The 25,747-nt window shown below is 44.4% G+C and carries 22 protein-coding genes; 8 read left to right on the top strand and 14 right to left on the bottom strand.

Annotated elements, in window-relative coordinates; all coding sequences use genetic code 11:
• Positions 1–8: 8 nt before the first annotated feature.
• Both ABDK00_RS15285 and carA read right to left on the bottom strand, forming a co-directional pair.
• Positions 9–3,410: a SusC/RagA family TonB-linked outer membrane protein gene (locus tag ABDK00_RS15285; protein WP_346236484.1), complete on the bottom strand. Its 3,402-nt coding sequence runs from the start codon at positions 3,408–3,410 to the stop codon at positions 9–11.
• A 315-nt stretch (positions 3,411–3,725) separates the two neighbouring features.
• A complete protein-coding gene (gene carA, locus ABDK00_RS15280; protein ID WP_346236485.1) occupies positions 3,726–4,832 on the bottom strand; it encodes a glutamine-hydrolyzing carbamoyl-phosphate synthase small subunit in 1,107 nt (368 codons plus the stop codon).
• 195 nt (positions 4,833–5,027) lie between these two features.
• Between carA and ABDK00_RS15275 the strand changes: the two genes are divergently transcribed.
• Together ABDK00_RS15275 and ABDK00_RS15270 are read left to right on the top strand one after the other, a co-directional pair.
• Positions 5,028–5,264 (top strand): DUF433 domain-containing protein, encoded by a 237-nt coding sequence (locus ABDK00_RS15275; protein WP_346236486.1) that lies wholly within the window; start codon positions 5,028–5,030, stop codon positions 5,262–5,264.
• Entirely contained in the window at positions 5,254–5,700 is a 447-nt protein-coding gene (locus ABDK00_RS15270) for a DUF5615 family PIN-like protein (RefSeq protein ID WP_428400343.1), read from the top strand. Before ABDK00_RS15275 ends, ABDK00_RS15270 begins: the two co-directional genes overlap by 11 nt.
• Here ABDK00_RS15270 and ABDK00_RS15265 read toward each other — a convergent pair.
• Together ABDK00_RS15265 and ABDK00_RS15260 are read right to left on the bottom strand one after the other, a co-directional pair.
• Positions 5,609–6,409 carry a queuosine precursor transporter gene (locus ABDK00_RS15265; protein ID WP_346236487.1) on the bottom strand — a complete coding sequence of 267 codons (801 nt, stop codon included), beginning with the start codon at positions 6,407–6,409 and terminating at the stop codon, positions 5,609–5,611. The genes ABDK00_RS15270 and ABDK00_RS15265 overlap by 92 nt on opposite strands.
• Positions 6,387–6,692 carry a hypothetical protein gene (locus ABDK00_RS15260; RefSeq protein WP_346236488.1) on the bottom strand — a complete coding sequence of 102 codons (306 nt, stop codon included), beginning with the start codon at positions 6,690–6,692 and terminating at the stop codon, positions 6,387–6,389. The genes ABDK00_RS15265 and ABDK00_RS15260 overlap by 23 nt, the downstream gene beginning before the upstream one ends.
• A gap of 337 nt (positions 6,693–7,029) precedes the next feature.
• On the opposite strand from ABDK00_RS15260, the gene ABDK00_RS15255 reads away from it, so the two are divergent.
• On the top strand, positions 7,030–9,519 hold the full coding sequence (locus ABDK00_RS15255) for a YfhO family protein (RefSeq protein WP_346236489.1): 2,490 nt from the start codon (positions 7,030–7,032) through the stop codon (positions 9,517–9,519).
• A complete protein-coding gene (locus ABDK00_RS15250; RefSeq protein WP_346236490.1) occupies positions 9,519–10,703 on the top strand; it encodes a glycosyltransferase family 4 protein in 1,185 nt (394 codons plus the stop codon). Before ABDK00_RS15255 ends, ABDK00_RS15250 begins: the two co-directional genes overlap by 1 nt.
• 427 nt (positions 10,704–11,130) lie before the next feature.
• On the opposite strand, the gene ABDK00_RS15245 is transcribed toward ABDK00_RS15250, so the two are convergent.
• Together ABDK00_RS15245 and ABDK00_RS15240 are read right to left on the bottom strand one after the other, a co-directional pair.
• A complete protein-coding gene (locus ABDK00_RS15245; protein WP_346236491.1) occupies positions 11,131–12,138 on the bottom strand; it encodes a glycosyltransferase family 2 protein in 1,008 nt (335 codons plus the stop codon).
• Positions 12,139–13,074, bottom strand: a complete 936-nt coding sequence (locus tag ABDK00_RS15240; protein WP_346236492.1) for a glycosyltransferase family 2 protein — start codon at positions 13,072–13,074, stop codon at positions 12,139–12,141. It lies immediately after the preceding gene.
• Positions 13,075–13,178: 104 nt separating this feature from the next.
• On the opposite strand from ABDK00_RS15240, the gene ABDK00_RS15235 reads away from it, so the two are divergent.
• Positions 13,179–14,027 (top strand): glycosyltransferase family 2 protein, encoded by an 849-nt coding sequence (locus ABDK00_RS15235; RefSeq protein ID WP_346236493.1) that lies wholly within the window; start codon positions 13,179–13,181, stop codon positions 14,025–14,027.
• Here the strand turns inward: ABDK00_RS15235 and ABDK00_RS15230 are convergent.
• From ABDK00_RS15230 to ABDK00_RS15220, 3 genes are read right to left on the bottom strand one after another with little or no spacing between them, the layout of a single operon-like run.
• On the bottom strand, positions 14,024–15,043 hold the full coding sequence (locus ABDK00_RS15230) for a TIGR00180 family glycosyltransferase (protein ID WP_346236494.1): 1,020 nt from the start codon (positions 15,041–15,043) through the stop codon (positions 14,024–14,026). The two genes, ABDK00_RS15235 and ABDK00_RS15230, sit on opposite strands and share 4 nt — an antisense overlap.
• A gap of 6 nt (positions 15,044–15,049) precedes the next feature.
• Complete coding sequence (locus ABDK00_RS15225) at positions 15,050–16,006, bottom strand: class I SAM-dependent methyltransferase (protein ID WP_346236495.1); 957 nt, start codon at positions 16,004–16,006, stop codon at positions 15,050–15,052.
• 38 nt (positions 16,007–16,044) lie between these two features.
• On the bottom strand, positions 16,045–16,803 hold the full coding sequence (locus ABDK00_RS15220) for a menaquinone biosynthesis protein (RefSeq protein ID WP_346236496.1): 759 nt from the start codon (positions 16,801–16,803) through the stop codon (positions 16,045–16,047).
• Between the two features lie 118 nt (positions 16,804–16,921).
• Between ABDK00_RS15220 and ABDK00_RS15215 the strand changes: the two genes are divergently transcribed.
• Positions 16,922–17,341 carry a four helix bundle protein gene (locus ABDK00_RS15215; RefSeq protein ID WP_428400342.1) on the top strand — a complete coding sequence of 140 codons (420 nt, stop codon included), beginning with the start codon at positions 16,922–16,924 and terminating at the stop codon, positions 17,339–17,341.
• 99 nt (positions 17,342–17,440) lie between these two features.
• Positions 17,441–18,778: an adenylosuccinate lyase gene (gene purB / locus ABDK00_RS15210; protein WP_346236498.1), complete on the top strand. Its 1,338-nt coding sequence runs from the start codon at positions 17,441–17,443 to the stop codon at positions 18,776–18,778.
• Here the strand turns inward: purB and ABDK00_RS15205 are convergent.
• The 5 genes from ABDK00_RS15205 to ABDK00_RS15185 form a co-directional block, all read right to left on the bottom strand.
• Positions 18,775–19,359, bottom strand: a complete 585-nt coding sequence (locus ABDK00_RS15205; RefSeq protein WP_346236499.1) for a Uma2 family endonuclease — start codon at positions 19,357–19,359, stop codon at positions 18,775–18,777. The genes purB and ABDK00_RS15205 overlap by 4 nt on opposite strands.
• 59 nt (positions 19,360–19,418) lie before the next feature.
• On the bottom strand, positions 19,419–21,005 hold the full coding sequence (locus tag ABDK00_RS15200; protein WP_346236500.1) for a peptide chain release factor 3: 1,587 nt from the start codon (positions 21,003–21,005) through the stop codon (positions 19,419–19,421).
• A 135-nt stretch (positions 21,006–21,140) separates the two neighbouring features.
• Positions 21,141–23,039 carry a DNA ligase D gene (ligD, locus tag ABDK00_RS15195; RefSeq protein WP_346236501.1) on the bottom strand — a complete coding sequence of 633 codons (1,899 nt, stop codon included), beginning with the start codon at positions 23,037–23,039 and terminating at the stop codon, positions 21,141–21,143.
• A gap of 62 nt (positions 23,040–23,101) precedes the next feature.
• Positions 23,102–23,743, bottom strand: a complete 642-nt coding sequence (locus ABDK00_RS15190) for a DNA polymerase ligase N-terminal domain-containing protein (protein WP_346236502.1) — start codon at positions 23,741–23,743, stop codon at positions 23,102–23,104.
• A 3-nt stretch (positions 23,744–23,746) separates the two neighbouring features.
• Positions 23,747–24,517 carry a Ku protein gene (locus ABDK00_RS15185; RefSeq protein ID WP_346236503.1) on the bottom strand — a complete coding sequence of 257 codons (771 nt, stop codon included), beginning with the start codon at positions 24,515–24,517 and terminating at the stop codon, positions 23,747–23,749.
• Between the two features lie 220 nt (positions 24,518–24,737).
• Between ABDK00_RS15185 and ABDK00_RS15180 the strand changes: the two genes are divergently transcribed.
• A complete protein-coding gene (locus ABDK00_RS15180; protein ID WP_346236504.1) occupies positions 24,738–25,706 on the top strand; it encodes a glycoside hydrolase family 43 protein in 969 nt (322 codons plus the stop codon).
• Positions 25,707–25,747: the final 41 nt, after the last annotated feature.

Below are 25,747 nucleotides of genomic sequence, written 5' to 3'. Positions count from 1 at the left end.
GTTTTAAGTTATAATGATATGTTTACACCTACAGAGGCAATTTTAAAAGTGGGGTTTGAAGTACCCGTGCGGCCTAAATTGTAATTGCTCGCCAACATGGAGTATCCTGATATGGCCTCGGGGTCGATCGGCAAGCCACGTAATTTATCGAAAGTGATAAAGTTTTCAAACGACACATAAACGCGGGCCTGTTTTAGGTTAATGCGATTTAAAAGTGAAGGTGAAACGTTATATCCGAGTGTTATATTTTTAATTCTGAAGTAAGCCATGTTCAGCAGATAGCGCGTTTGAGGCACCATCACGAAACCGGAATTGGCGCCACCAAGATTCCATGCTCTTGGATAAAAAGCGTTGGTGCGGTCTTCCTTCCAAAAGTCTTCAGCAAAGGTCTGAGGCATGGCTCCGTCTTTTACGTGAAAGCCTGGAATAGCAAGCTGTCCGGCGCCCCAAATATGCCTTTTGCCAACGCCTTGCCCCATGATGGCCAGATCAAACGATTTATAATCCAACCCTACGCGGAAACCATATTCATAGCGGGGAAGAATATTACCGATTACCACGCGGTCACCAGGGTCGCCAAAAGTACCTTTACCCGGCGTGATGTAGCCATCGCCGTCAATGTCTACAAATTTTACATCGCCCGGACTGATCAACAGAATTTGGTTGCCGTCTTCAAAATAGGTTTGATAAACCGGATTGTTGCCGGCCAGCTTATTTGTTCTTTTAGCCGTACCCTGCCATACGATAGTCTCCTGAACAAAGTTGCCATCACCATCATACACAAAATCATCTTTTTGATATAACCTGTCGGTTACATATCCATAAATATCGCCATAGCGCTTGCCAGTGGTATAAGTGTTGTCAATTAACCTGTTTTCATACGGGGTGTTCCAATCTGCCGACTTTGTAATATCGGTCACCGCGTCGGACAGGTTGGCCATCAAGTTAATGCCTAAACCGCCGTCAAACCGGTGATTAAAGTCAAAGGTGATCTCCCAGCCACGGGTTTTAAGATTCCCGTAATTGCCCTGCGGTGCGGATGCGCCATAAGTTGAAGGCAAGGCATCGCCCGCAATGATCATATTTTTTGTCTGGCGTTCGTACCAATCCAGCACCACGCCGAATTTGTTTTTAAAAAACCTGAATTCAGCACCGAAATCGAGCGATACAATATCCTGCCAGGTGATACCTGCCGAAATTGGATTGGGCGTTCCCAATTGGAAAAATTGTTCACCAGAGCTGCTTAGCCAGGAATTTTTTGCAATATCCATTGTAGAGAGATAAAGACTGTTCGATACGGACTGATCGCCGATTGAACCCCAGGATCCGCGGAATTTAGCGAAGCTTAAAACATTTTTCATCGACTGCATAAAGCTCTCGTCGCTTAAAACCCAACCCGCGGATAGGGAAGGGAACCATTTCCATCTCAGATAAGCAGGAAATTTAGAAGTTGCGTCGTAACGCAAGCTTCCCTCAAACAAATATTTATTGGCGAAAGCATAGTTTAGACGGCCAAAATAACCCAATTGTGAATCCCAGTTGGCGTCGCCCCCGGTCGTTTCAGTACCCACAGCGAAGTCAAACTGTGGATTTTCTTCATTAATAAGCTCTGTCTTCCTCGACCAATGACTGTCCCATTTATTGGAAACAATATTGGTTCCCAACATGAATTTAAAATCATTGTCTTTATTTAATTGCCAGTTGTAAGTGGAGTAAGCATTAATGGTGTGTCGTTGCGCCCTTAACGTCGATTGATAAATATTGCTTTGCTCCTTGGTAATATATTGACTCACAGGAAACCGATAGGCGGGCACGCCTCCTTCATTGGTGGGATTCCCGTCTTCATCCACATACACCCTGTTCCCATCTTCGTCGTTCCATGCTACAGGTGTGTACCAGTGCCAGGCGCCGGAAAAAGTGGGCATAGAGCTTTTAAGAATGTCCTGACGTACATCATAAGTATAATCAGCAATAATCTGCCATTGTTTCGTGACATCTATCGTGGTTCCAAAAGTTAAGTTAGTGTATTTGTTGCCGAGGTTGGCGGTGTGCGCATTCTTCGTATCCCAGTAGGGGTCGCGGATTTCCTCTCCGAGTTCTTTCACGGCAGTGGGGAAGTACAGGCTCCAGCGATAAAGGTATAACCAGGGGTCAGCAGTAAAACCGGTTGCAGAGTTGGGGTACCGTTTGGTTCGGTCAGAAAATAAGGTACCGCCCCGTATTGTTATATAATCGTTCACTTTGGTTGAAAGGCTGAGGTTGGCGGTGTATCTGGTGTAATCATCGTGCTGAGCTGGTTTCATCATTCCTTCCTGCCCGAAATACCCAAAACTCGCGTTGTAACTGGTATTGTTTGATTTGCCATTTAGCGAAAGGTTATGATTTTGAGTAAACGCCGACTTTTTGATCATCGCGTCAACCGGGTCGTAAATCCTGATACCATATTTGTCAGTTCCGTCAAAATACCAGTCGCGATTATAAACTACCGGATCGTATTTTCCCACGGTGCTGCCGTACTTCTCCTGCCATTCTCTTGACTTTTGCAGGCTTTCTTCGCTAATGCGCCAAAAGCCGCCGGCAGGACCGCTCGCTTTCATATTTTTATGCGCTTCGAGCGTATATTCCAAACCGTCGATCCCTGCAATTTCAATTTCTTTCGCAGGATTTTGCCAGGAAAGGTTATTCGTATATGCCAAATTGATACCTTCTGTTTTTGAGCCTTTTTTAGTGGTAATTAATATAACGCCAAAGGCGGCTTTTGCTCCATAAATAGCACTGGCCGAGGCGTCTTTGAGTATACTAATGCTTTCAATATCATTAGGGTTGATCATCTGGATACTTGGGATTTCAACGTTGTTCACCAAAATAAGTGGCTGGCTTGAGCCCGCGATTGAACCTATAAAGCCGCGAATTCTCATCAATGGATCTGAACCTACTTCGCCGCTGGGAATCCTTACGGAAAGACCCGGTACTGCTCCCTGCAATCCGCGCCCGGCATCTGCGATCGGGCGGCTTCCCAAAGTTTGATCTACATTGACGGTAGCAACGGCGTTAGTGACGTTACTTCTTTTTTGCTGGCCATAGCCAACTACAACGACTTCATCCATATCTGCCTGTGTTCTTATTAAAGCGATGGAGAGCGGCGCGTAAGAGCCAATAATTACGGTCTGAGTGGTGTAGCCTACGGATGAAAATTCTAAAGATTCTCCTACGGCAGCACTAATCGAGAAATACCCTGAAGATTCGGTGAGGGTGGCGCGGTTTGTGTTTTTAACCGAAACCGTCACGCCCATGAGCGGCACACTGTCCGTTGTTTTCACAAAACCTGAAACTACATTTTCCTGGGCTGTAACAGTTTGGCTAAAAAAAGCAGCAAACACAAGCACAACTAAGAAAAGAAATTTTCTCATACTTATTATATTTTAGGTTGAAATCAGCAAATGTTCAATGGCCGCGGCATATCCTGGTATCTCACAAACAAAACCCGGGTCTCAGTTCACAGTCTTTATACTTCTCATGAATGTAGCGTATAGTTTTTTCGAGCAACTTCCTTATCGTTTTGTTAAGACCGTACTAAAGATAATATAAAATACCGCAGAAACCTGCAAAAAGCCGAATTTTTTTTGCAGAATAACGGATAAAGTGGCAAGAAACCGCTTAGAGGCAATAAAAAAAGAGCCGGATTTTCTGAAAATCCGGCTCTTTAAAGGCATATAAAATAGACTTTATCCCTTCGATTCTTTAATAAGAGCAATAAAGTCGTCAAATAAATATCTCGAATCGTGCGGGCCAGGCGTACTTTCCGGGTGGTATTGCACCGAAAAAGCGGGCTTGCCCTTCACGCGAATACCTTCTATCGACTGGTCATTCAGGTTCACGTGCGTGATTTCGACCTTATCCGAAGCTTTGATCGATTCCGGATCTACGCCAAAACCGTGGTTCTGTGTAGTAATTTCCGAGCGGCCGGTGAGCAGGTTCTTTACCGGATGATTCAACCCGCGGTGACCATGGTGCATTTTGAAAGTCTGAATACCGTTGGCCAGCGCTAACAACTGGTGGCCGAGGCAAATGCCGAAAACAGGTTTATCCTCATTTAAGATTTCCTTTACCGTATCAACCGCATAATCCATGGCAGCCGGGTCGCCGGGTCCGTTAGAAATAAAATACCCATCCGGATTGAAACCTTTCACTTCCGACAGCGGCGTTTTTGCAGGAAACACTTTCACGTGAGCGCCGCGATCAACCATACATTTTAAAATATGCTGTTTGGTACCATAATCCATAACCGCAATTTTAACAGGCGCGTTCGCATCTCCCAGCTCGTAAACCTCCCTGGTCGACACTTTCGACGCCAGCTCCTGCCCGCTCATATCGGGGGTTTCAGCCAGTTTGCCTTTCAGCTCTTCAATGTCGAAAGTTTCTGAAGAAATCACGCAGTTCATCGCGCCTTTGGTACGAATATGCGCTACCAGCGCCCGCGTATCCACCCCGTGTATCGACACAATATTATTCTTCTTAAGATAGGCATCCAGCGATCCTTCGGCTCTTTTTCGCGAATAATTTTCATTCAGGTTTTTGGCAATCACACCCAAAACTTTCACGCTGTCGCTCTCCACGTCTTCAGGAATCACCCCGTAATTTCCCACGTGTACGGCGTTCATAATCACGATCTGCCCATAATAGCTGGGGTCGGTAAAAACTTCCTGGTAGCCGGTCATGCCGGTGTTAAAACATATTTCGCCGGTGGTGGTGCCGATGGCGCCAAAAGCAAATCCTTCGGCAATAGTTCCGTCTTCAAGCAATAAAATAGCGCGGGATTGTGTTTCAGACATGTATTTTATTTTTTGGGGCCGGGCTGTGTGCTTCTATCAGCAGTCTTGCGTCGCACCCTTGTACTGATGAATAAAAATCAACAAAAAATCGCGCAAAAATAGGGCTAAAATTTCGGAATTTGATGTTCCGTAGCCGAAAATTAAAAACAGGTGATTAATTATTTTGTAAATTGTAGTTAACCTAAAAAGTTTATCATGAATCAGGAGCAACTGTTAAAACGTATAACTACTAGCCCGGGAGTAATGTCAGGAAAGCCCGTCATAAGAGGGTTACGTTTTCCTGTAAGCGATATTTTGGAGTTGTTGGCGTCGGGATTATCACAAACCGAGAATCTCGAACAGCACCCCATTCTCGAAGGAGATGATATTAGCGCAGCGTTGATTTACGCCTCTTTAAAAATGAAAAACACAACTATTATTCATGCCGCATAGCTGGATGTTGTGGCTGGATGTTAATATTTCTCCCGTTATCGCCAAATGGATGATCGACGAATTAGCGCTAAACGCTCATTCTGCTTATACACTCCAATTGTATGATAAAACGGATTTTGAAATTTATCAAATGGCAAAACCTTCCGGAGACGTAATCATTATTTCAAAAGACGTTGACTTTTCAGAGCTAATTACCCGCCTAGGGGCACCACCTAAACTAATCAATATTAATATTGGTAACTGCGATAATCGGTATTTATGGAGTCGTATAAAACCGCAAATTCAAGATCTTATAAGGAGACTGTCATGCGCCGATATTGATATTGTTGATTTTCAATTGGTACTTAACCGCCTTTCTCCATGGCCTGCTTTTTCATTTTGGCGGCCAACTCCCGGCCCAAATACCTTTCAATCATCCAGTGCACGAGATAAATGACAGGAGTCATCACCACGGCTACAATAAATTTGTAGATATAATTACCAATACAAATCGTCATTACCAGGCCAAGGCTCCAGGGCATGCCCTGATTGCCGGACACCCGGGGGCCAATATAGAATGCTATAAACAGCACCACAAAACTGTCAACCAATTGCGATACAAGCGTTGAGCCGGTGGCTCTCAGCCAGATTGCTTTTTCGCCGGTACTTCGTTTAATGCTGTGAAAAACAACCACGTCCAGGATCTGGCCAATCAGAAAAGCCGCCAGCGAACCGATGATAATCCAACTTCCCTGGCCCAAAATCACGCGATAGGCTTCGTTGGCATCCTCAATATGCTGCCCTTCATAATTGCCGGTCCAGAAATCGGCCGGGCTCAGCGCGATCGCCCCCTGGAACATTATAAAAGTGTAGGCAATAAGCACTGCCGCCAAAAAAGACAAGAATCGGACGCCTTTGACGCCGTAATATTCGTTGATGATATCCGTCATAATAAACACAACCGGCCACAACAACACGCCCGCCGTCAGGTTGAAGGAAAAAGAATTGCCAAAAATGGTGAGGTTAACGGGCTTAATGCCGAGCGTATCTTCAAGAGAAAAGATTTTTACGCCGATTATCTCAGCCACAATGGCATTGGCAATGAAAAAACCGCCCAATAATATAAATAGCTTGGTGGATTTGTCACCTGTTATAGTACGGATCATTAATATAAAAGGTAAAAATTAAAAAAATAAGCAAGAATGCCACATTGCAAAGCAGCAACCACAGTGGAACGGAGCGCAAACGACGGCGGTTAACGGCGCTCAGCAGCAAATAAGTCAGGTTAACCAGCGGCAGCATGATGCCCGCCAGGCCATAACCTGCTAAAACGATTACAGCAAGCGTCGTTTGCGTATCAGCCAGGGAAGTGATATTCAAACCCATCGCCAGCAACATGGCAATGCCACTCAGAAAAGCCACTCTTGATAAAAGAATTAACCAACGCATCGGCGTAATTATCCTGTAAATGTATTATTTTAAGTTTTGCTAAAACAAACCTGTCATGAAAATTCTTAAACCGGTTATTAACAAAAAAGGCTGAAAATTGATAGGGCTCATCCGTTGTTTTTTATTATTTTTTGGCCAATTCGGATTTGCAAAAAAAGGTATTGCCACTTTGCCTGCCCGCGCCGCTATGGATGAAGGGTAATTTAGCTGGCTAATTTTTATGCTCATTTCGTATAAAATAGTATTATTTTGCTCGTTCTGTGATTTAATAAAAAAGGGTCGAATAGGGATCGGGCAGCAGCCCGTTGCCCGCTGAAATAATTAAATATAAATGCTAATGAACAGCCGGATTAAAAATGCGGTGCCACATGTGGTGGCGATATTGATTTTTTTACTGGTAGCAGTGCTGTTTTGCAAGCCTGTTTTAGAAGGAAAAACATTAAATCAACATGATACCGGCGTGACGGGCTGGCGGGGCTCTGCCCAGAATGCTTTTGATGTGAAAGAAAAAACCGGCAGCTTTCCGCTTTGGAGCACCAGCGTTTTTAGCGGAATGCCCAATTATCAGATCGCTTTGGAGGGGAAAAGCGCGCTGCCGATCGATCTCAACAAAGTGATGGGGCTGGGGCTTCCCAAGCCGATGAATTTTTTCTTTATCGCCTGCGTTTGTTTTTACATCCTTTGCGTCGTGTTGCGGTTTCATCCTGCAATTGGTATTTTGGGCGCGTTGGCTTTTGCCTATTCCACCTACAATCCGCTGATCGTTTCGGGTGGGCACGAAACAAAAATGATGGCCATTGCTTATATGCCGCTTTTGCTGGCCGGGTTGCTGCTCATTTACACAAAGCGATATTGGATCGGCTTGGCGGTGGCTACCCTTGGCGCAATGTTCGAGCTCATGGCCAATCATCCTCAGATTGCTTATTACTTCTTTATCGTGGCCGGCGCGGTTACCATTGCCTATCTTGTGAAATGGATTAAAGAAAAAGACGTTAAACATATTTTGATGTCGGTAGGGTTGAGCGCTATTGCTGCCCTTGTTGGATTAGGTTGCTATGCCCTGGCATTTATGAGCACCAACGAATATTCGAAATACACCATGCGCGGCGGCAAAACCCTCGAAATTCAGGGCGATCAGGTGAAAGCAGTAAGCACCAAAGGATTAGATGCCGATTACGCGATGCAATATAGTATGAGCAAGGTAGAGCCGTTGGTGATGCTCATGCCGAAGGCGGTCGGTGGCAGCAGCGGTACTCCATTGGAAGCGGACTCCAAAGTGATAGAAAAGCTAACTGCGGCAGGCGTTCCGGAAATGCAGGCCAGTCAGTTTATTGCACAGCTACCGGCCTATTGGGGCGGGATGAGTACGCCCGGCGAATATTCGGGAGGGCCTGCCTATATTGGCGCGATCATTTTTATTTTGGCCGTTATAGGTTTTGTGGTAATCCGTGGCCCGCTGAAATGGGCTTTGTTGGCTGCTACACTTATTTCAATACTGATGGCCTGGGGAAAATATTTCTTTGGGTTTAATGAATGGCTGTTGAACAACCTGCCGCTCTATAATAAATTCCGTGCGCCGTCGATGGCGTTAGTCATTGCGCAATTCACCATGCCGCTGATGGCTGTTATCACGGTTTATAATCTCTTTTTTAAAGTAGGCTCGGGTGATTTTTTGAAAGAGCATTTTAAAAAGATTTTATACGCGCTCGCGGGTATTACTGCTGTGTTGGTGTTGTTATATATTGGCCAGGGTTACAGCGCCGCTTTTGACCAGGAGTTTTTGAAGACTCCACTCGATCCCAGCGGCAGCGATACGTTGAATCGCGCGGTGATCGCAGGCTTGAAGGCCGACAGGCAAAGTCTTTTTGGGCAACAGATTCTCAGGGCGCTTTTGTTTATGGCTTTGGTACTTGGCATTATTTATGGCGTATTGAAAAAGATGCTCCGGCCGGTGCTGGCCGTGGCGCTGCTGGCCGCCATTACTTTGATTGACCTTTGGGTAGTAGATAAAACATATTTTAAGGACGAGCAGTATGTTGACAAAGACGAGTTGCAAATGGCGGAAGCAACACCTTCGTCCATCGATCAACAAATTTTAAAAGATAAAGACCCGCATTTTCGGGTATATCAGGTAGGGGGAATGAATGACAACAGTGTGTCTTATTTCCACCGTTCTGTGTTGGGTTATCATCCGGCAAAGCTGCGCATTTACCAGGATCTGATTGAAAAATATTTTAGCGGGGCGCCCAACGAACAAATTTTAAATGCGCTCGATGTGAAATATATTATTGCTTCAGATCAACAGGGACAGCAACAACTTATTCCTAATCCTAATGCTTACGGCGCTGCATGGTTTGTAAAAGCGGTGCGTCCCGTGCCCGGCAATGTGGAAGAATTACGGGCGATCGGTACAACTAATTTAAAAGACACGGCCATTGTGCAACAGTCCTTCATCGGCAATGCCGCTGCTACCGCCGACTCCGCTGCTACGATTCAATTAGTCAGTTATGCCAACGACGCCATCGAGTATAAATCGAGCAGTGCGTCTGGTGGGTTTGCTGTCTTCAGCGAGGTCTATTATCCCGCCGGCTGGAATGCTTATATTGATGGTAAAAAGGCCGAGATTATCAAAACCAATTATTTTATGAGAGGGCTGATGATACCTGCCGGCGAGCATCAGATTCGCATGGCTTTTGAACCCGAAAAAGTGCAAAGAGGGATGACCATTTCTTATATCAGTTCGTGGCTGGTTATGCTCATTGTTATCGGTGGATTTGCAATGCAGTGGTGGGTAGACAGAAAGAGAAAGTCTGTAGACAATAGTTAGTGCGCCATGGATATTTCTGTCAATCGTCAACCATCATTTGTCAACTATTTACTCTGATTCGAATAGCCTCCATAGTTCCCTACAAAATAATACCTGCCGTCAATGGCGGAGAGAAAGGCATTTTTCTTTTTCTGAAATATTTGGCGCAATACGCAGCTATCACGGCTTTTACAGTTGATGAAAACCGCGGGGAAAAGGATCACATTGGTTTTATCCCGGTGTTGGGCAGCGGCGCTAACAAACTTCGGTATCTAAATCCGGCTTTATTTTTTTCAATAAAAAAATGGTGTCGAAAAAACGGGATCAACCACGTCATTATGGAGCATCCTTATTATGCCTGGTTGGGCTACGCGTTGAAAAAATATGCGGGCTTAAAGCTGGTTATCCACTCGCATAATATTGAAGCGGCGCGGTTCAAAAGCATGAATAAATGGTGGTGGCGGATGATGCATGCCTACGAGAAATTTGCCCACCGCCAGGCAGATCTTAATTTCTTTATTACAGCAGAAGATAAAGCCTATGCCATAACAAACTATGGTTTGGAGGCAAAGAAATGCGCTGTAATAACCTACGGGATAGAAGCGGTTGCGCCGCCAACGACCGAACAAAGGCAAGCGGCCAAAACATCGGTGTGTCAGGAGCTCCACTTGCCGCCGGAAACGAAGCTGATATTGTTTAACGGCACCTTGGACTACGGGCCAAACCGTGATGGGCTTGACCGTATTTTAAACGAGATTAATCCCTACCTGATAGAACACTGTCGGGTTCCGTATAAGATTGTGATTTGCGGGCTGCGTTTACCGGAAAGCTACAAGCAATTATCATCATTCAGGGATCAGCATATTATTTACAAAGGCTTTGTTGACGATATCGATGTATACTTCAGGGCGGCGGATCTTTTTATAAACCCGATTACTGATGGGGGCGGCATCAAAACCAAACTCGTTGAGGCATTGGGTGCTGACACGCCCGCGGTGTCATTTGTATCAGGTGCATATGGGGTGCCGACAGCCGTGACTGGGCAACATCTTGTGGTGATTAAGGATGGCGATTGCTTAAACTTTGCAAAAGCAATCTGTGCCAAGCTTGTAGCAGGAAAAGCGTCAATACCTTCCGTTTTCTTTGAACATTTTAGTTGGGAATCTATTGCCAAAAAAGCGGCTGATAAGTTATATGATTTATAGCTAAGGCGACTGTTTGAACTTGAATTCTCAGCCTGGTCTTCTGGAAGGGGCTCCGCGTATGTAAAGCGCCGAGTCCACGGCCAACTCACAAGGCCAACGGTGAGACTCGGCTGAGAAGGAAATTGTATGATTGATAGAAAATGGGATGTGTGGAAACACTCACCTAGCCCAGACAAGGCGACTGTTTGAACTTGAATTCTCAGCCTGGTCTTCTGGAAGGGGCTCCGCGTATGTAAAGCGCCGAGTCCACGGCCAACTCACAAGGCCAACGGTGAGACTCGGCTGCGAAGGAAATTGTATGATTGATAGATAATGGGATGTGTGGAAACACTCACCTAGCCCAGACAAGGCGACTGTTTGAACTTGAGTTCTCAGTTGAGTTTCCTGTAAGTGACGCGGCGTATGCAATGCGTGTCTTCACGCGCCGCTACAATACCTTGTAAAAATGAGGTTTATCAAGCGCAATTATAAAAATATAGCGCAGCGACTTTAGTACATTGCCAGAATAACCTTTCCAGAATTTCCATTCCGCGGCGATTCCCTTTTTCATCAACAGGCTTTTAAAAAGCAGCACCAAAAAATAGACAGGAATGGTAAAGATATTAGCGGATAAATGAAAAAGGTACCAAAATAAACCAAACTCCTTCCGGAACCTTACAAAATTGGATAACATAATCTGGTAGCCTTTTCTGTCGGCGAGGTTTTGATAGCCTTTGGTTACAGACTGATAAGCCGCGGCCGAACTCCCGCCTTCCAAATGCATCACATGCAAATCGCCATAAATCACGAGCGAACCTGCTTTTTTGAGGCGGCTACACCATTCTGCTTCCTCTGAATAAAGAAAAAAATCTTCATCAAGAAGGCCAGCTTTTTCGATAGCCGATATTTTCACCATCAAAAAAGCGCCATTGATCCAATCTACGGAAACGGTAGAGGTGGCGTTGGCAATATTCGTCTTTTGAACGCCCGATGATAGGCCTACTGCACGGATCCACCGCCCCAAATAGGGGAGCGCCATCAGATAATTCAGTCCGCCGGTTAAAACATAATTGCCCGATATCTGCGGACTCCCGTCTTCATTTAATAGTTGAACACCCGCTGCTACGTTGTTGTCCTTTTCAAAGCGTTCAAAACAAGTAGCAATAGCATCTCCTTTATTAAGCGTATCAGAGTTTAAAAGAAGCACTATAGCGCCTTTGGCTGCTTTTATCCCGGCGTTGTTGGCCCGTGCGAACCCGCTGTTATAGCCCATATTGATCCAGCTTATTTTTGGATACTTGGCTGTAACCATTTGCTCGCTGCCATCGTTGGAGTGGTTATCTACAACAATAATCTCAATCAAATCCAACGCAGATCCGTCGTAGATGGAAGCAATGCAGTTGTTGACCAGCTGCGGTGTTTTGTAATTGACGATTATGATACTATAGCGGATCAATTATTTAATTAGACGCTTATGAGTAATAAAATGCGTGGTCATCAGCAGTTTTGAAATCAAACCTTTTGCTAACAGGCGGCGCGGTATTTTCGATTGAGCAACAATCATCGATTTTAGAACGGGATGCACTTCGCCCTCATAGCCATAATCTTTGATTTGCTCGATATCGCGAATATTGAAATTTCTGAAAAACCGCCAGTTATAATCATATACGAGGATGTTTTTTAGCTTATCAATTCCCATCTTATTAAGAAAATGAAAATGTTCGGGGATCTCGACGGCCGCAACATTTTTAGTGTAGGCCGTGACCTGCGATTTACTAATATAAACATGGACAACAGGCTGGCCGATATACACGAGTTTGTCGTGTTCCATGCGCCTGCGGTACATATCAATATCGACCAGCCATTTTAATGCCGGATCATAAGCATATTTGCCATCATTTTTATGCATGGTAACGCTCGGCGGCCCAATAAAGTTTTTGGCAACTAATATCGAAGGTTCCTGATCAGCCTGGGTGAGCCTGAATTTTTCGGGGAAGATATTTTTGGTTTTGCCAGATGTTTCGTAAACATTGGTATAAGCTGAAAAGAGAAAAGCGTCCGGATATTCTTTTGCGCAGTCGGCGAATTGCTGAAGCGCAGCCGGGCCGGCAAACCAATCATCGTCGTGCATGAGTTTGATCCACTGCCCCTTAGCCAGGGAAATGGCGGCATTCCAGTTCACCGGTGTCCCCAATGAGTTCTCATTTTTATGATAGGTAAGTGGTAGTTGGTCGCGGTATGCGTCGCAAAGATTTTTTACCTCGTCGTCCGGGCTGTCATCACTGACAATTACTTCAAAATCATGAAACTGCTGAATGACGATCGATTTCAGTAATCGTTCAAGGTACTGGCTTCTTTTATAAGCTGGTATGCAAATTGAAATAAAGGGCATTGGAATGCTAATGCTTTTTTATTTTATCTTGCGTGTTTCGCAAATGATTCCATCTTTGAGTTTGTATCATTATATCTTGGCAAATTAATTTCATTTATAGCAGAATGGAAAAAATTTTTGGTGTTGTGATTTTATACCAGCCTTCGCAAGAGGTGATTGCGCATATGCATAGCTATCTGCCGCTGGTAGATAAATTGATTGTCATGGACAATAGTGAGCCCGAGTCTGCTATTGATTTAAATAGTCTGGGAAACAAGGCCGTGTTGATAGCCGATGGTATAAACAAAGGTATTGCCGAGCGATTGAACGCTGCCGCGGCTATGGCTATCGATGAAGATGCCGAATGGCTGCTGACGATGGATCAGGATTCCTCTTTTGACGAAAGCGACAGAGCGCATTACAGGCAATGTTTTTCGGGAATGCAAGGCAAGGAAAAAATCGCCATGATAGGAGTAGCGTATGAAAAAAAAGTAGTGGCGGCAGGTTGTTCTTTTGATGCAACGGATATGCTGATTACTTCCGGTAGTCTTGTAAACCTAAAAATACATCAGGCTCTCGGAGGGTTCGATGAAAATTTGTTTATTGATGAAGTAGATTTCGAGTATTGCCTGCGGGCGAATCAGCAAGGCTTTGCAACTGTAAAATTAAAAAATGTGCATATGTCCCATTCGCTGGGCACTGCATTTGAATTCCGGTCTGTAAAAAATTTCAAAAAAACCAGCCGAACCTTGCATACACCGGTCAGATTGTATTATATGGTTCGTAATTATTTTTACGTGAAATCTTTGTATCATTCGGGCCCTTCTCCGTCCTTACGTATCAAAAAGAAAGATCTCTTAAACAGGATCAAAAACCATTTGCTATACGCCGGAGCGAAATTCAAGACGATACGATTTATAATAAAAGGTTTTGCTGATTATAAAGCCAGGCGAATGGGGAAAATGGCTCCTTAGTTGCGTTCAGAATGATCAGCCAGGATTGACCGGATTTTGCTTAATGCTGCTCTGTCCTCATCAGTTGTGATAAACCGAGCCAATTGTTTGGCAAGTTCGGACTTTCTGCTTTTCGCAATGAGTTTGCTGCCAAAAAAAGGAATGTAGGCAATAATGCTACCCAATTTTTTCTTTAAGGTTGGCTTTTGGCTGGCATTTGCGTCTATTGAATTTGCCAGTCTTTTCAATCCCGTTAAAATTCGCGACGTTTGTATTTCATCTGCTCCAAAAGATAGTTGGCCGTTAATTTTTTTTACCAGAAAAAAAATGAATGCGTCCAGGTCATTTTTGTATTGGTCTTCTTTAACAATTTTATTAATATTTGTGGCTGTTTTATCGTCGGAATCTGCTGCATATTCTCTCACCTGGTACAATAAATCCAGTTCTTTATATTTTCCTGAAACCAGGGGTAGCAATGATGCGGTGTATTCGTTTAGATATAAATTGTGAATATGTTTGGAGGCGCCGTTGTAGGCATAAGCCAGCCTTTCGGTTCGATGGACCGCATATAGAAAAGATTTATAATTAGCCAAAATTGCATCCAATCTGACAAGAGGATCCGCCTGCTCGTAAGAATAGTTTACATCGTAATAAAGTGGGTAAAAGCTGATAATATCCCGGGCGACCACCTCACTTTTTTTATAACAAAGGCTATGGCCTTGCACCGCTGCATAATCAGGGTGCGCTTCTAAAAAATTGACACATTGCGGAAGCGAGCTTGGAATTATAAAATCGTCATCAGCACATAATATTACATATTTAGTTTTTACCTGCGGGAGTATTTTTTCTATTTTCTGAGTGTAGCTGATGCCGGGCGTATAAACATGTTGCCAGTGGCCGGGGAGGTTTTGCGTCGGATGTTTGTCGGTAGAGCTGTCGGCAAGAATGATGCTAACTTCTGATCTATCATAATAGTTTACCAGGCGCTGGATGTTTTGATGGCGGTTATGCAAAATGATCACAATTGTTACATCCATAAAAAATTATTTTTTAATGTACAGCGCAATCGAATCACTCTCGCCTTTCTTATTAAGCGCATTAATTTGCAGCTCAAAGCGGTTTAAATCCTCTTGGGTAAAACTACTTCCCGCAGGATTTTGAATATAACTTCTGTCATCATTCACGTTGCTGATGCCCATTGCATATTGTTCGCTACCCAGTATTGAAAACAGTTCGGCGTCGTAAATGGTTTTGTAAACCGTTAAAGCATTGTCTTCAAGGAGTTTCAGAATGCTTGTGAGGCTATGTATAAACAGGTGTCGAGGTGGGTCGAGCGAGGCTACGTTTTCGCCGTATTTTTCCATTAATGGCCGGCTAACAATAGGGATTCTTATCAGCATTCTTCCCCCGTCGGTCAATAAAGAGGAAGCTTTTTGAATGACTGCATTCTGTTCGTCCATATGTTCAAGGCTATGATGCATCATAATAATATCGAACTTGCCGTCGACTTCGAAAATATCTTTTTTTAAAAGTCGCAGGCTTGCATTATATGATATATCGCGATCCAAAAATGGGTCGATTCCTGTCAGGTCGTTAAATCCTAAACGATAAATGCGCTTGAGGAGCTGGCCATTACCACAGCCAATATCCAGAATGCTTTCATTGGGATCACCAGCCTGCAACTCCTTCAGCCAGTTGTAGAACAGTGGAGGCTTAAATTTTAGCGCCAGCAGGCTGCCTGGTAGTTTGTTGCGGCCAAATGCGTGAAAATTATAGTGAATACGGCGAATAATACTTCTTTTTACCGGCACCTCGGCGGCCTGGTAAGAATAGTAATTGGAAGGATAATATTTGGCAAGGTCTTTTGGGATTTCAAGAATCTGAATGCAGGCGCAGTGGTTACATTCGAAATACTCGAAAGTGTCTCTAAAGCCAAACATCATTTCTTTTAAAAGAATTTTACGGTTATCGGCTTCGTTTTGACAAATACTACACTTCATACAATGGTTTTATTTGGCAGAATGATTGATTAAGTCTTTCATGCGTTAGGCGAAGATGCTTTTATCACCTTCAGAAAAAGTGCCAGTCCCTCACGTTTTTTTTCATCCAGCTCATAGCTAAGATTTACTGCGTAATATTTTTGAAGATCATAAACGCCATTGCTATGCGCAGAGGCAATTTCGTCAATATGTTGCAATCCGTAGGCGTTGGCCTCGTCAAACTTGTTGATGAAATCAGCGTTAAGCGGCCGCGTGCTCACCCAGGCTGCAAACACAAAAGGCAGGCCTGTAGCGGTTTTCCACTCGCCGGCCAGGTCGTAAACAAATTTAGATCGTTTTCTTTGTTGCAGCGCCCGGTCACCAATGACAAGCGCCGCCGTGTCGCCGCCCACGCGCTCCAGGTACGACTCATCCCCAGCCTGGACCAACTCCGGCTCTATTTTCCAATGATTTTTTACCAGCCATCTCAAAAGCTGCACCGAAGACCGGCTTTGGTAATCAAGATAAATTTTCCTGATCTCATGAACAGGTTGATCGCTGAAAAGCGCCACTGACGCCACATCCCCAATCGCCCCGATGCAATAATTCCCATTAATATAATATTGATCGAGCTGCGGGATGATCGCCACAGGTACCAGGCCCAGGTCAATCTCATGCTTCATTAACATATCCGCCAGCGCAGCCGGATGTGCTTCTATCAACGTGATTTCATCTTTTATCGGTAACCGCTGCAGCCCGTAAATAAGCGGGCGGGTATTTAAATAGCTTACAATGCCTACTCTTATCTTTTCTTCCACGTGAATGCTTATTTTTGCGGGGCAAAGATAGGTTTTGCGCAGGAATGCTGATGTTGGATGCTGGATGTCGGATGCCGGCTAGTAAGGTCGGGAATTAACGGGCCAGGATTGGCATGTAATGACCGGCTGCGGCTATCAATGTTTCATTTTAAGTTGCGAAGTAATGAGTTACCGGAAATTGGAGATTTGGCAAATATCAAGAGATGTCGTTATAGACATACATAAAATGTCATTACAACTACCAAAATTTGAACTTTTCGAAGAGGGTCAACAAGTTAGGCGGTCGAGTAAATCTGTAAAGTCAACGATCGTCGAAGGATACGGCAGGCGCAGATATAAAAATGAATTTATCAAGTTTCTCGTTTACGCGGTAGCATCCAACGATGAAACACAAGATCATCTCGAAACCCTGTTTGACACCGGTTCCTTAACCGACGAAGCAGTTTTTAAATCACTTAAAGAAAAGATAGATATGTTGGGCAAAAAGCTGAACCGCTTTCTTCAGGCAGTCGAGGAGAGCCATATTAGTCCAAAATGATAGCATCCAGCAACGAGCATCCAGCATCGACCATCGAGTAACGAGCAACAAGCATCAAGCAACGAGCATCCAGTAACCAATATTAATCCCAATCATAAAATGTCATTAACCTCCATATCGCCCATCGACGGCCGCTACAGCAGACAAGTACAATCGCTTCAGGAGTATTTCAGTGAGTACGCGCTTATTAAATATCGCATTATTGTTGAAATCGAATACCTGTTTCTGCTGGCAGATAAAAAATTTCTCAAATTATCTGCTTCTGCGAAAAAACATCTGCGCGGCGTGATCGATAATTTCAGTGAAGCCAATGCCGAAGCCATCAAAGAAATTGAAAAGACCACCAACCACGATGTGAAAGCCGTGGAATATTTTTTAAAATCGGAGTTAGATAAAACAGATGCGGAACACGCCAAGGAGTGGATTCATTTTGGGCTGACCTCGCAAGATGTAAATAATACAGCCATTCCGTTGTTGTGGAAGCATAGCCTGGAATTTGAATTGTTACCGGCTTTTCTCAATCTGCAAAATCATTTGTTGCAGCTGGCCCAGCAATGGAAAGAGATTCCTATGTTGGCAAAAACTCACGGCCAGCCCGCGTCGCCCACGCGCCTCGGCAAGGAAGTGATGGTTTTTGTGGAGCGCCTCGAAAACCAGATTCAGCTGTTTTCTTATATTCCTGTTGCAGCAAAATTTGGCGGCGCCACCGGAAATTTCAACGCACATCATGTGGCCTATCCAAAAACGGATTGGATCAGGTTTGGTAATCATTTTGTTGAAGAAGTGCTGGGATTGCAACGCATGCAGTTTACAACGCAGATTGAACACTATGACAACCTCGCGGCCCACTTTGATTGCATAAAAAGAATCAACACCATTTTACTCGATCTGTGCCGTGATATATGGACCTATATCAGCATGGAGTATTTCAAACAGAAAACCAAAGCCGGGGAAGTAGGTTCTTCAGCGATGCCGCATAAAGTAAACCCGATTGATTTTGAAAATGCTGAAGGGAATCTGGGCGTCGCCAATGCGATGCTCGAGCATCTTTCGGCCAAGCTGCCCGTTAGCCGATTACAGCGCGATCTGACTGACAGTACGGTATTGCGTAATATCGGCGTGCCGGTAGCGCATACTATAATTGCTATAAAAAGCATAGAGAAAGGGTTGGGCAAGCTGGTTTTGAACGAAGCTAAATTGAAAGAAGATCTTGATAACAACTGGGCGGTGGTGGCCGAAGCTATCCAAACTATTCTGCGCCGGGAAAAATATCCCAACCCATATGAAGCGCTTAAAGATTTGACCCGCGGCAAGGAGGGTATTACGAAGCAGTCTTTACATAAGTTCATCACTACACTTAAAGTTCCCGCAGCGATTAAAGCAGAGTTGAAGAAGATAACGCCTCAAAATTATACGGGCGTCGTCGCGAAATATTAATTTCGAAACACATCTTTCAATTCAATCGAAAGCTCCGGAAACGCAGTGCTGGTAATAGTTTGACCTACAAACAACGGGTCAATAAACTCATATTTACCATCTTTTAAGAAGTATTGGTTAATAGCGTTGGTGTCGGGGAAAACCACCCAATATTCCTGTACGCCATTGTCTTCGTAAAGATTGAACTTTTCGTTCATGTCTTTTTTTGCAGTATAAGGAGAAAGAATTTCGACGATCAGATCGGGTGCGCCCAGGCAGCCGCGCTCATCAATTTTAGAGCCGTCGCAAATAACACAAATATCCGGTTGAACAACCGTGGTGATTTCATTATCGGAAGACATATTTTTGACCAGCCTTACGTCGAATGGCGCAAAAAAAAGATGGCATTTATGCGACTTGAAGAACGAAGAAAGTTCAGTGACAAGATTACTTGCAATTTTTTGGTGCCTGGAAGCCGGGGCAGGCGACAATATAAAAAGCCTTCCCTTAATCAGCTCCACAGTTTCCTTAAAACGCCAGGTCAAATAATCCGCATAAGAATATTTTTTGTTGCGGTCTAATTGAGAAATATCTGTTATCATGCTAGCTATTTGTTCAAAAATACAAAATATCAGAAATGGGTGATCCTGTTTCTATTGCGCTACTTATGAATCTCGCTCGTAAAATGGAACTCGATATCGGGGTTATTACTGATCTCTGTGTTTAGGAACCATTCACTCTGCGCCAAATAAACCGGGTGCCCGTCTTTATCTTCGCCGGTGTTCGCCAATTTAAACTTGGTAAAATCGTCCAGCTTTTTGGGGTCTTTGCTGGTGATCCAGCAGGCCTTGTAAAACGGTAACGCCCGGAACTCCACCGCAGCGCCGTATTCATGAAGGAGGCGGTATTGTATCACTTCAAACTGAAGTTCACCCACACAGCCGATAATTTTTTTCGTTCCCCCAAACTGTGTGAAAAGCTGGGCCACACCTTCGTCGGTTAATTGAAGCAGGCCTTTTTCCAGTTGCTTGGTTTTCATCGGGTCTTTATTCACCACTTCTTTAAAAATCTCGGGAGAAAAAGAAGGAATGCCGGTAAAGAAAAAATTTTCTCCTTCGGTCAGCGTATCGCCGATTTTAAAATTGCCGGTGTCAAACAAGCCCACTACGTCGCCCGCATAAGCATCTTCGATAATGCTTTTGTCTCGCGCCATAAAACTATAAGGATTGCTGAAACGCACGTCTTTGTTTAATCTTACATGGTGGAAGTACTTGTTGCGTTCAAATTTTCCGCTGCAAACCCTCAAAAAGGCAATGCGGTCGCGGTGTTTGGGATCAAGATTGGCATGTATTTTAAAAACAAAACCGCTGAGCTTGGGCTCTTCGGCATCTACCTTTCGCAATGTTGTTTCGCGGCTTTGGGGCGTTGGCGCAATCCGAATAAAAGTGTCCAGCATTTCTTTAACACCAAAATTGTTGATAGCGCTGCCAAAAAAGACCGGTGAAACCTTCGCTGCTAAATAATCCGCAACATTTAAAGCGCCGTTCACGCCGTCCACTAACTCCACATCCTCACGTAGCAGCGCCGCATCCGTTGCACCAAGTTTTTCATCCAAAATCGTGTCGTTGATGTCTGCAATCGCAATGGCATCATCGTCGTCGGCCTTGGTATTGGCGGTAAATAAACGCAGGTTTTTGTCGTGGAGATTGTACACGCCTTTAAAGTCCTTACCGCTGTTGATTGGCCAGGTCATGGGGTGTAGCTGAATATTCAGTTCCTTTTCAATTTCTTCCAAAAGGTCATACCGGCTCTTGCCATCGCGGTCCATTTTGTTGATGAACACGATCACCGGCGTGTCGCGCATTCGGCAAACTTCCATCAGGCGGCGGGTTTGGTCTTCTACGCCGTTGACGCTGTCTACCACCAAAATTACACTATCAACCGCCGTCAGCGTTCGGTATGTATCTTCCGCAAAGTCTTTGTGACCGGGTGTATCAAGCAGGTTAATCAGTGTGCCGTCATATTCAAAACTCATCACCGAAGTGGCCACCGATATACCTCTTTGCCGCTCGATTTCCATAAAATCTGAAGTGGCTGATTTTTTTATTTTGTTGCTTTTAACGGCGCCGGCCACCTGGATAGCACCTCCAAAAAGCAGGAACTTTTCCGTCAGCGTGGTCTTCCCCGCATCGGGGTGGCTGATGATGGCGAACGTCCGCCTTCTCATGATCTCGTCGTGAAACTTCATTCTTATCTCAGTTAAAAAGCTGCGAAGATATTGGGATTTTGCGACTTGAATCTTATTATGTCGCCAGCGGCAGAACACGGGGCATCGATCTTGCTACGCTCAGTTCAATGGTGTTGCATCGATCAGCTTTTCTTTTCAACCCTCCATTTTTTTCAGGCATTTCATAATATCGGCGCCTCGCCCTAAAACCGGTTTGAAAATGTCACCGATTTTAGCAACGCGTTTGGGAACGCTGTTTATATCAAACTGTGACGGGTGCAGGCCTTTTTTCACTTCCTTCCAATCAAGTGGCGTCGATACCGTCGCACCTTTCTTTGGCCGCACGCTATAGGCGCTGGCAATCGTTTGGCCTTTGCGGTTTTGGAGGTAATCGACGTATATTTTTTTAGTGCCCCTTTTTTTAAGGTTCCTTTCCAGCGTTGTAAAATCGGGCAGCATCTCCACTACTTTCATCGCGGTCAGATGAGCAAAAGTCTTCACCTGTTCGTAATCGTATTTATCAGCCATAGGCACAAAAACATGTAGCCCGGACGCGCCCGATGTTTTACAATAAGATTTCACGCCGCAGCCGTCTAAAACCTGTTTGGTAGCCAACGCCGTTTCGATCACCTGTTCAAAAGTGTTTTTATCGCCGGGGTCAATATCAATGATCATGTAGCTGGGCTGATCCTGTTTTTGTGCAGTGCTGTTCCAGGGGTTCATCTCTATGCAACCCAGGTTGGCCAGGTATAGCAGCGTTGCTTTATCATTACAAATAATGTAATCAATATTTTTTTGGTTGCTTTCCGAAAAAACCTCAATCGATGAAACCCAGTCGGGCGCCGTGTCACCAGCGTCTTTTTGATAAAAGCTGCTGCCTTTAATTCCATTAGGAAACCGGTTCAGGCTTTCGGGCCGGTGCTTTAGATAGGGCAGGATATATTTCGACATTTTTTCATAATAGTTGATCAGGTCGCCTTTGGTAATTCCTTCGTCAGGCCAGTAAATTTTGCTTTGATTGGTAAGCTTTACTTCTTTTCCCTGAACTTTTTTTATCATGTCGTTCTCGTCCTGGGTTTTTGTTTTTTTAGAAACGCGCGCTCTCGAAGCGGCCTTTTTTGCCGGCGCAGCTTTTGTTGATTTATTTGCCATAGCTTTTTCATTTTTGGGAATAATTACTTCCTGGGCTGGTTTGTCAATCCTTAAGCCCATGAACACCGGGTGGCGAAAAATATGGTCGTTCGTAAGCTCTGTGTATTTGATGCTGCAAACCAGTTCAGGTTTTACCCAGGTCGCAGGCATATTGGTTTTTGGAACAATAGCAAAAGGCGCCTGTTTTCTGATCAGCGGCTTCAGCTTTTTAGAAATCTCCCGTAGCGACGCTTCATCGAAACCGGTGCCGGTGTGGCCGGCATACACCAGTTCGCCATTTTGATAACGCCCCAGGATCAAGGCGCCGAAGTACTGTCTGCCGCCGCGAGGTTTTGTAAAGCCCGCAATCACCACTTCTTCTGTGTTGTGATGTTTGATTTTTAGCCAATCGCCGCTGCGCCGCCCTTCCGTGTAAGGCGCTGATCCTCTTTTGGCGATCATACCTTCCAGGTCGTTGTCGCGGGCGGCGTTAAAAAAGTCGACGCCATTTTTTTCCACATGATCGCAATACCTCACAAAATCGTTTTCAACCAATGCTTCCCTAAGTAATGTTTTTCGTTCGATATTGCTCAGCGCTTTTGTGTCATGTCCGTTTAAATACAACAAATCAAAAACATGATAAATGAGAGCGGCGTTCGGGTTTTCAGCAAAATGCTGCAGCGTTTGAAAGTCCGGTATATGATCTTCGTTGTAGGCAACAATTTCTCCATCCAAAATCATTTCATGCTCCTGCTCCTGCAAAGCCTCGGCGATTGGGGTGTATTTTTTTAAAAATGAAATGCCATTGCGTGAATAGAGTTGTAACTTTTCACCAGTTTCTGCAATTGCCCGGTAACCATCCCATTTAATTTCGAAAATCCAGTCGGGGTTATCAAACGGCTCTTTTGCCAAGGTGGCCAGCATGGGGCGAACGAAATTTTTTATTTTTTGCGCTCCGGATAAATGGGCCGCGTAGTGTCTTTTTTTTATTTCAGTCCCGGGATTTTTTTTTTAGCGGCCGCTTTTTTGGGCGCGGATTTTCTTGCTTTTTTTGCAGCTACAGCTTTGGTAACCTTCGAGTTTTTCCTGGTGAAATCCTCAGCATTATATTTAGTTGTAACAGCATGCGTGTCTTTATGTTTGATCAGCAGCCACGCATTGTCGGCATCCTCTGTTTTCATTTTAACCAGAGCAAACTCACCCTTGAGCTTTTTGCCGTGCATCACAATTTTGATGGAACCGGCTTTTAATTCTTTAATGAGTATCGTTTCATCTTTTTTTCGCGGCGCTTGTTCGAGTGCTTCGTAAGTGCCTTCATCCCAGATTTCCACTTCTCCAGCTCCATAATTTCCTGCTGGAATTGTGCCTTCAAAAGTGCGGTAGTCAAATGGATGATCTTCTACCATCATGGCCAGGCGCTTGTCGGCAGGATTTAAGGACGGGCCCTTCGGAACCGCCCAGCTTTTCAAAACGCCTTCCATTTCGAGCCTAAAATCGTAATGGAGGCGCGAAGCTGCGTGGCGTTGTACTACAAACCTCAAAGCTTTTCCCGCTTTTGAGATCTTTCCTTTCGGTTCAGACGTTGACGAGAAGTTTCTCTTTTCTTTATATTTTTTTAACGGGCTCATAGATTATGAAGCTTTCTTTTTGGCGGCCAGGCTGGCTTTCAATTGTTCCATTAAATCCTTTGTTTTCACGTGAGCCACGCGCAATTTCGGCGCCGTTACTTTTTTGCCTTTTGCTTTCGCCTCAATCACTTTCATCAATTTTTCGGAGTAGGTGTCTTTATAGGCCGAAACATCAAACTTGTCGGCCAGCTGTTCAATCAGGCTCACGGCCATCTTCAGTTCGGCAGGCTTCACCGTTTTTTTGGGAATGGAAAGTTCACCGGGATCCCTGATTTCTTCGGCATAGCGGATCCTTTGAAAAAGAATCATCTTTTCATAATATCTTAAAATGCCAAGTACCTCTTTGTTGCGCATTACAAAGGTGCCGATACCTGCCATCTTGGTTTTCTTTAGTGCTTCGGCCAGCAGGTTATAAGGCGCTTCGCCATTTTTTTGCGGCTCTAAAAAATAAGGCGTTTCAAAATAAACACTGTCTATTTCTTCTTCTTTAACGAAAGCATCGATGGATAATATCTTTGATTTTTCTGGGCTGGCTTTTTCAAAATCCTTCTCATCAAGCACGATATACTTGCCGTCGTAATCATATCCTTTCACAATATTAGCCCAGGGCACCTCTTTTCCTGTTTTTTCATTGACTCTTTTATAACGAATATGGCTATGGTCTTTTTTGTCGAGCATATCAAGGTTAAGGTTACTTTCTTCCGTGGCAGCATATAGCTTTACAGGAATATTCACCAAACCAAAACCAATGGCGCCTGTCCAGATTGCTTTCATGTTTTTGTTTTTATGTTGAGGGCATCAGTTTAAAATGATAAGATGATTCGGGCTTTCTGCTGATGCCGGGGGTTTTATGGGAAAAGGAGGCAAAATTGATACCAAACCCCGCTCGTAACGAGGAATTTGAATTCGCCGCCGCCCCGTAGCTACATTGAGCGGCAATCAGTACCTTAGAGCAGTTTTATAAAATTTCTCACTTATTAATAATGATACGAACATGAAGCAGATTTTTTTGATGATGGCAGGCCTGTGGTTTTCCGCGCTTTCGTTTGCCCAGCAGTTTTCAGGGAACCCGGTATTTCCCGGGTGGTATGCAGATCCCGAAGTGGCATTGTTCCAGCATAAGTATTGGATTTTTCCTACCTATTCCGCACCTTATGAAAAACAGGTTTTCCTCGACGCCTTCTCTTCCGACAACCTGGTGAAATGGAAAAAGCATCCGCGAATTGTAGATACAGCGGCTATAAAATGGGCAAAGCGTGCGATGTGGGCGCCTGCAATTATAGAAAAGCAAAACAAATACTACCTGTTTTTTGCGGCCAATGATATTCAAAGCAACGAAGAGCAGGGCGGCATCGGCGTAGCGGTAGCCAACAAACCCGAGGGCCCGTTTGAAGACTTATTAGGAAAGCCGCTGATCGACAAATTTTATAACGGCGCGCAGCCCATCGACCAGTTTGTTTTTAAAGACAAAGATGGGCAGTACTATATGTTCTATGGCGGATGGCGGCATTGTAATGTAGCGAAGCTGAAACCGGATTTTACAGGCTTTGAGGCATTTGAAGATGGGTCGACTTTCAAAGAAGTTACTCCCGAAAAATACGTGGAAGGGCCGTTTATGTTTATCCGCGATGGGAAATATTACTTCATGTGGTCGGAAGGCGGCTGGACTGGCCCTGACTATAGCGTGGCTTATGCAATTGCCGATTCACCCTTGGGTCCATTTAAGCGGGTTGGAAAAATATTACAACAAAACCCGGCCATTGCCACCGGTGCGGGGCATCATTCGGTGATCCAGATTCCAAACAAGAATGAATATTATATCGTTTATCACCGCAGGCCGCTATCCGAAAAAGACGGCAACTCACGTGTTGTTTGTATCGATAAAATGGAGTTTGATGATCAAGGGTATATCAAGCCCGTTGTTATAACCAATGAAGGCGTGGGTGCCCGGAAATTAAAATAATTGTATATTGTACAATTATTTCTTAATTTAGCCGGCAAAAG

Origin of the sequence: Niabella insulisoli (genome assembly GCF_039652435.2) — a bacterium.
GTDB lineage: Bacteria > Bacteroidota > Bacteroidia > Chitinophagales > Chitinophagaceae > Niabella > Niabella insulamsoli.
Note: the sequence above shows the minus strand (reverse complement) of the source record. Positions and strands in the feature narration are given on the sequence as shown.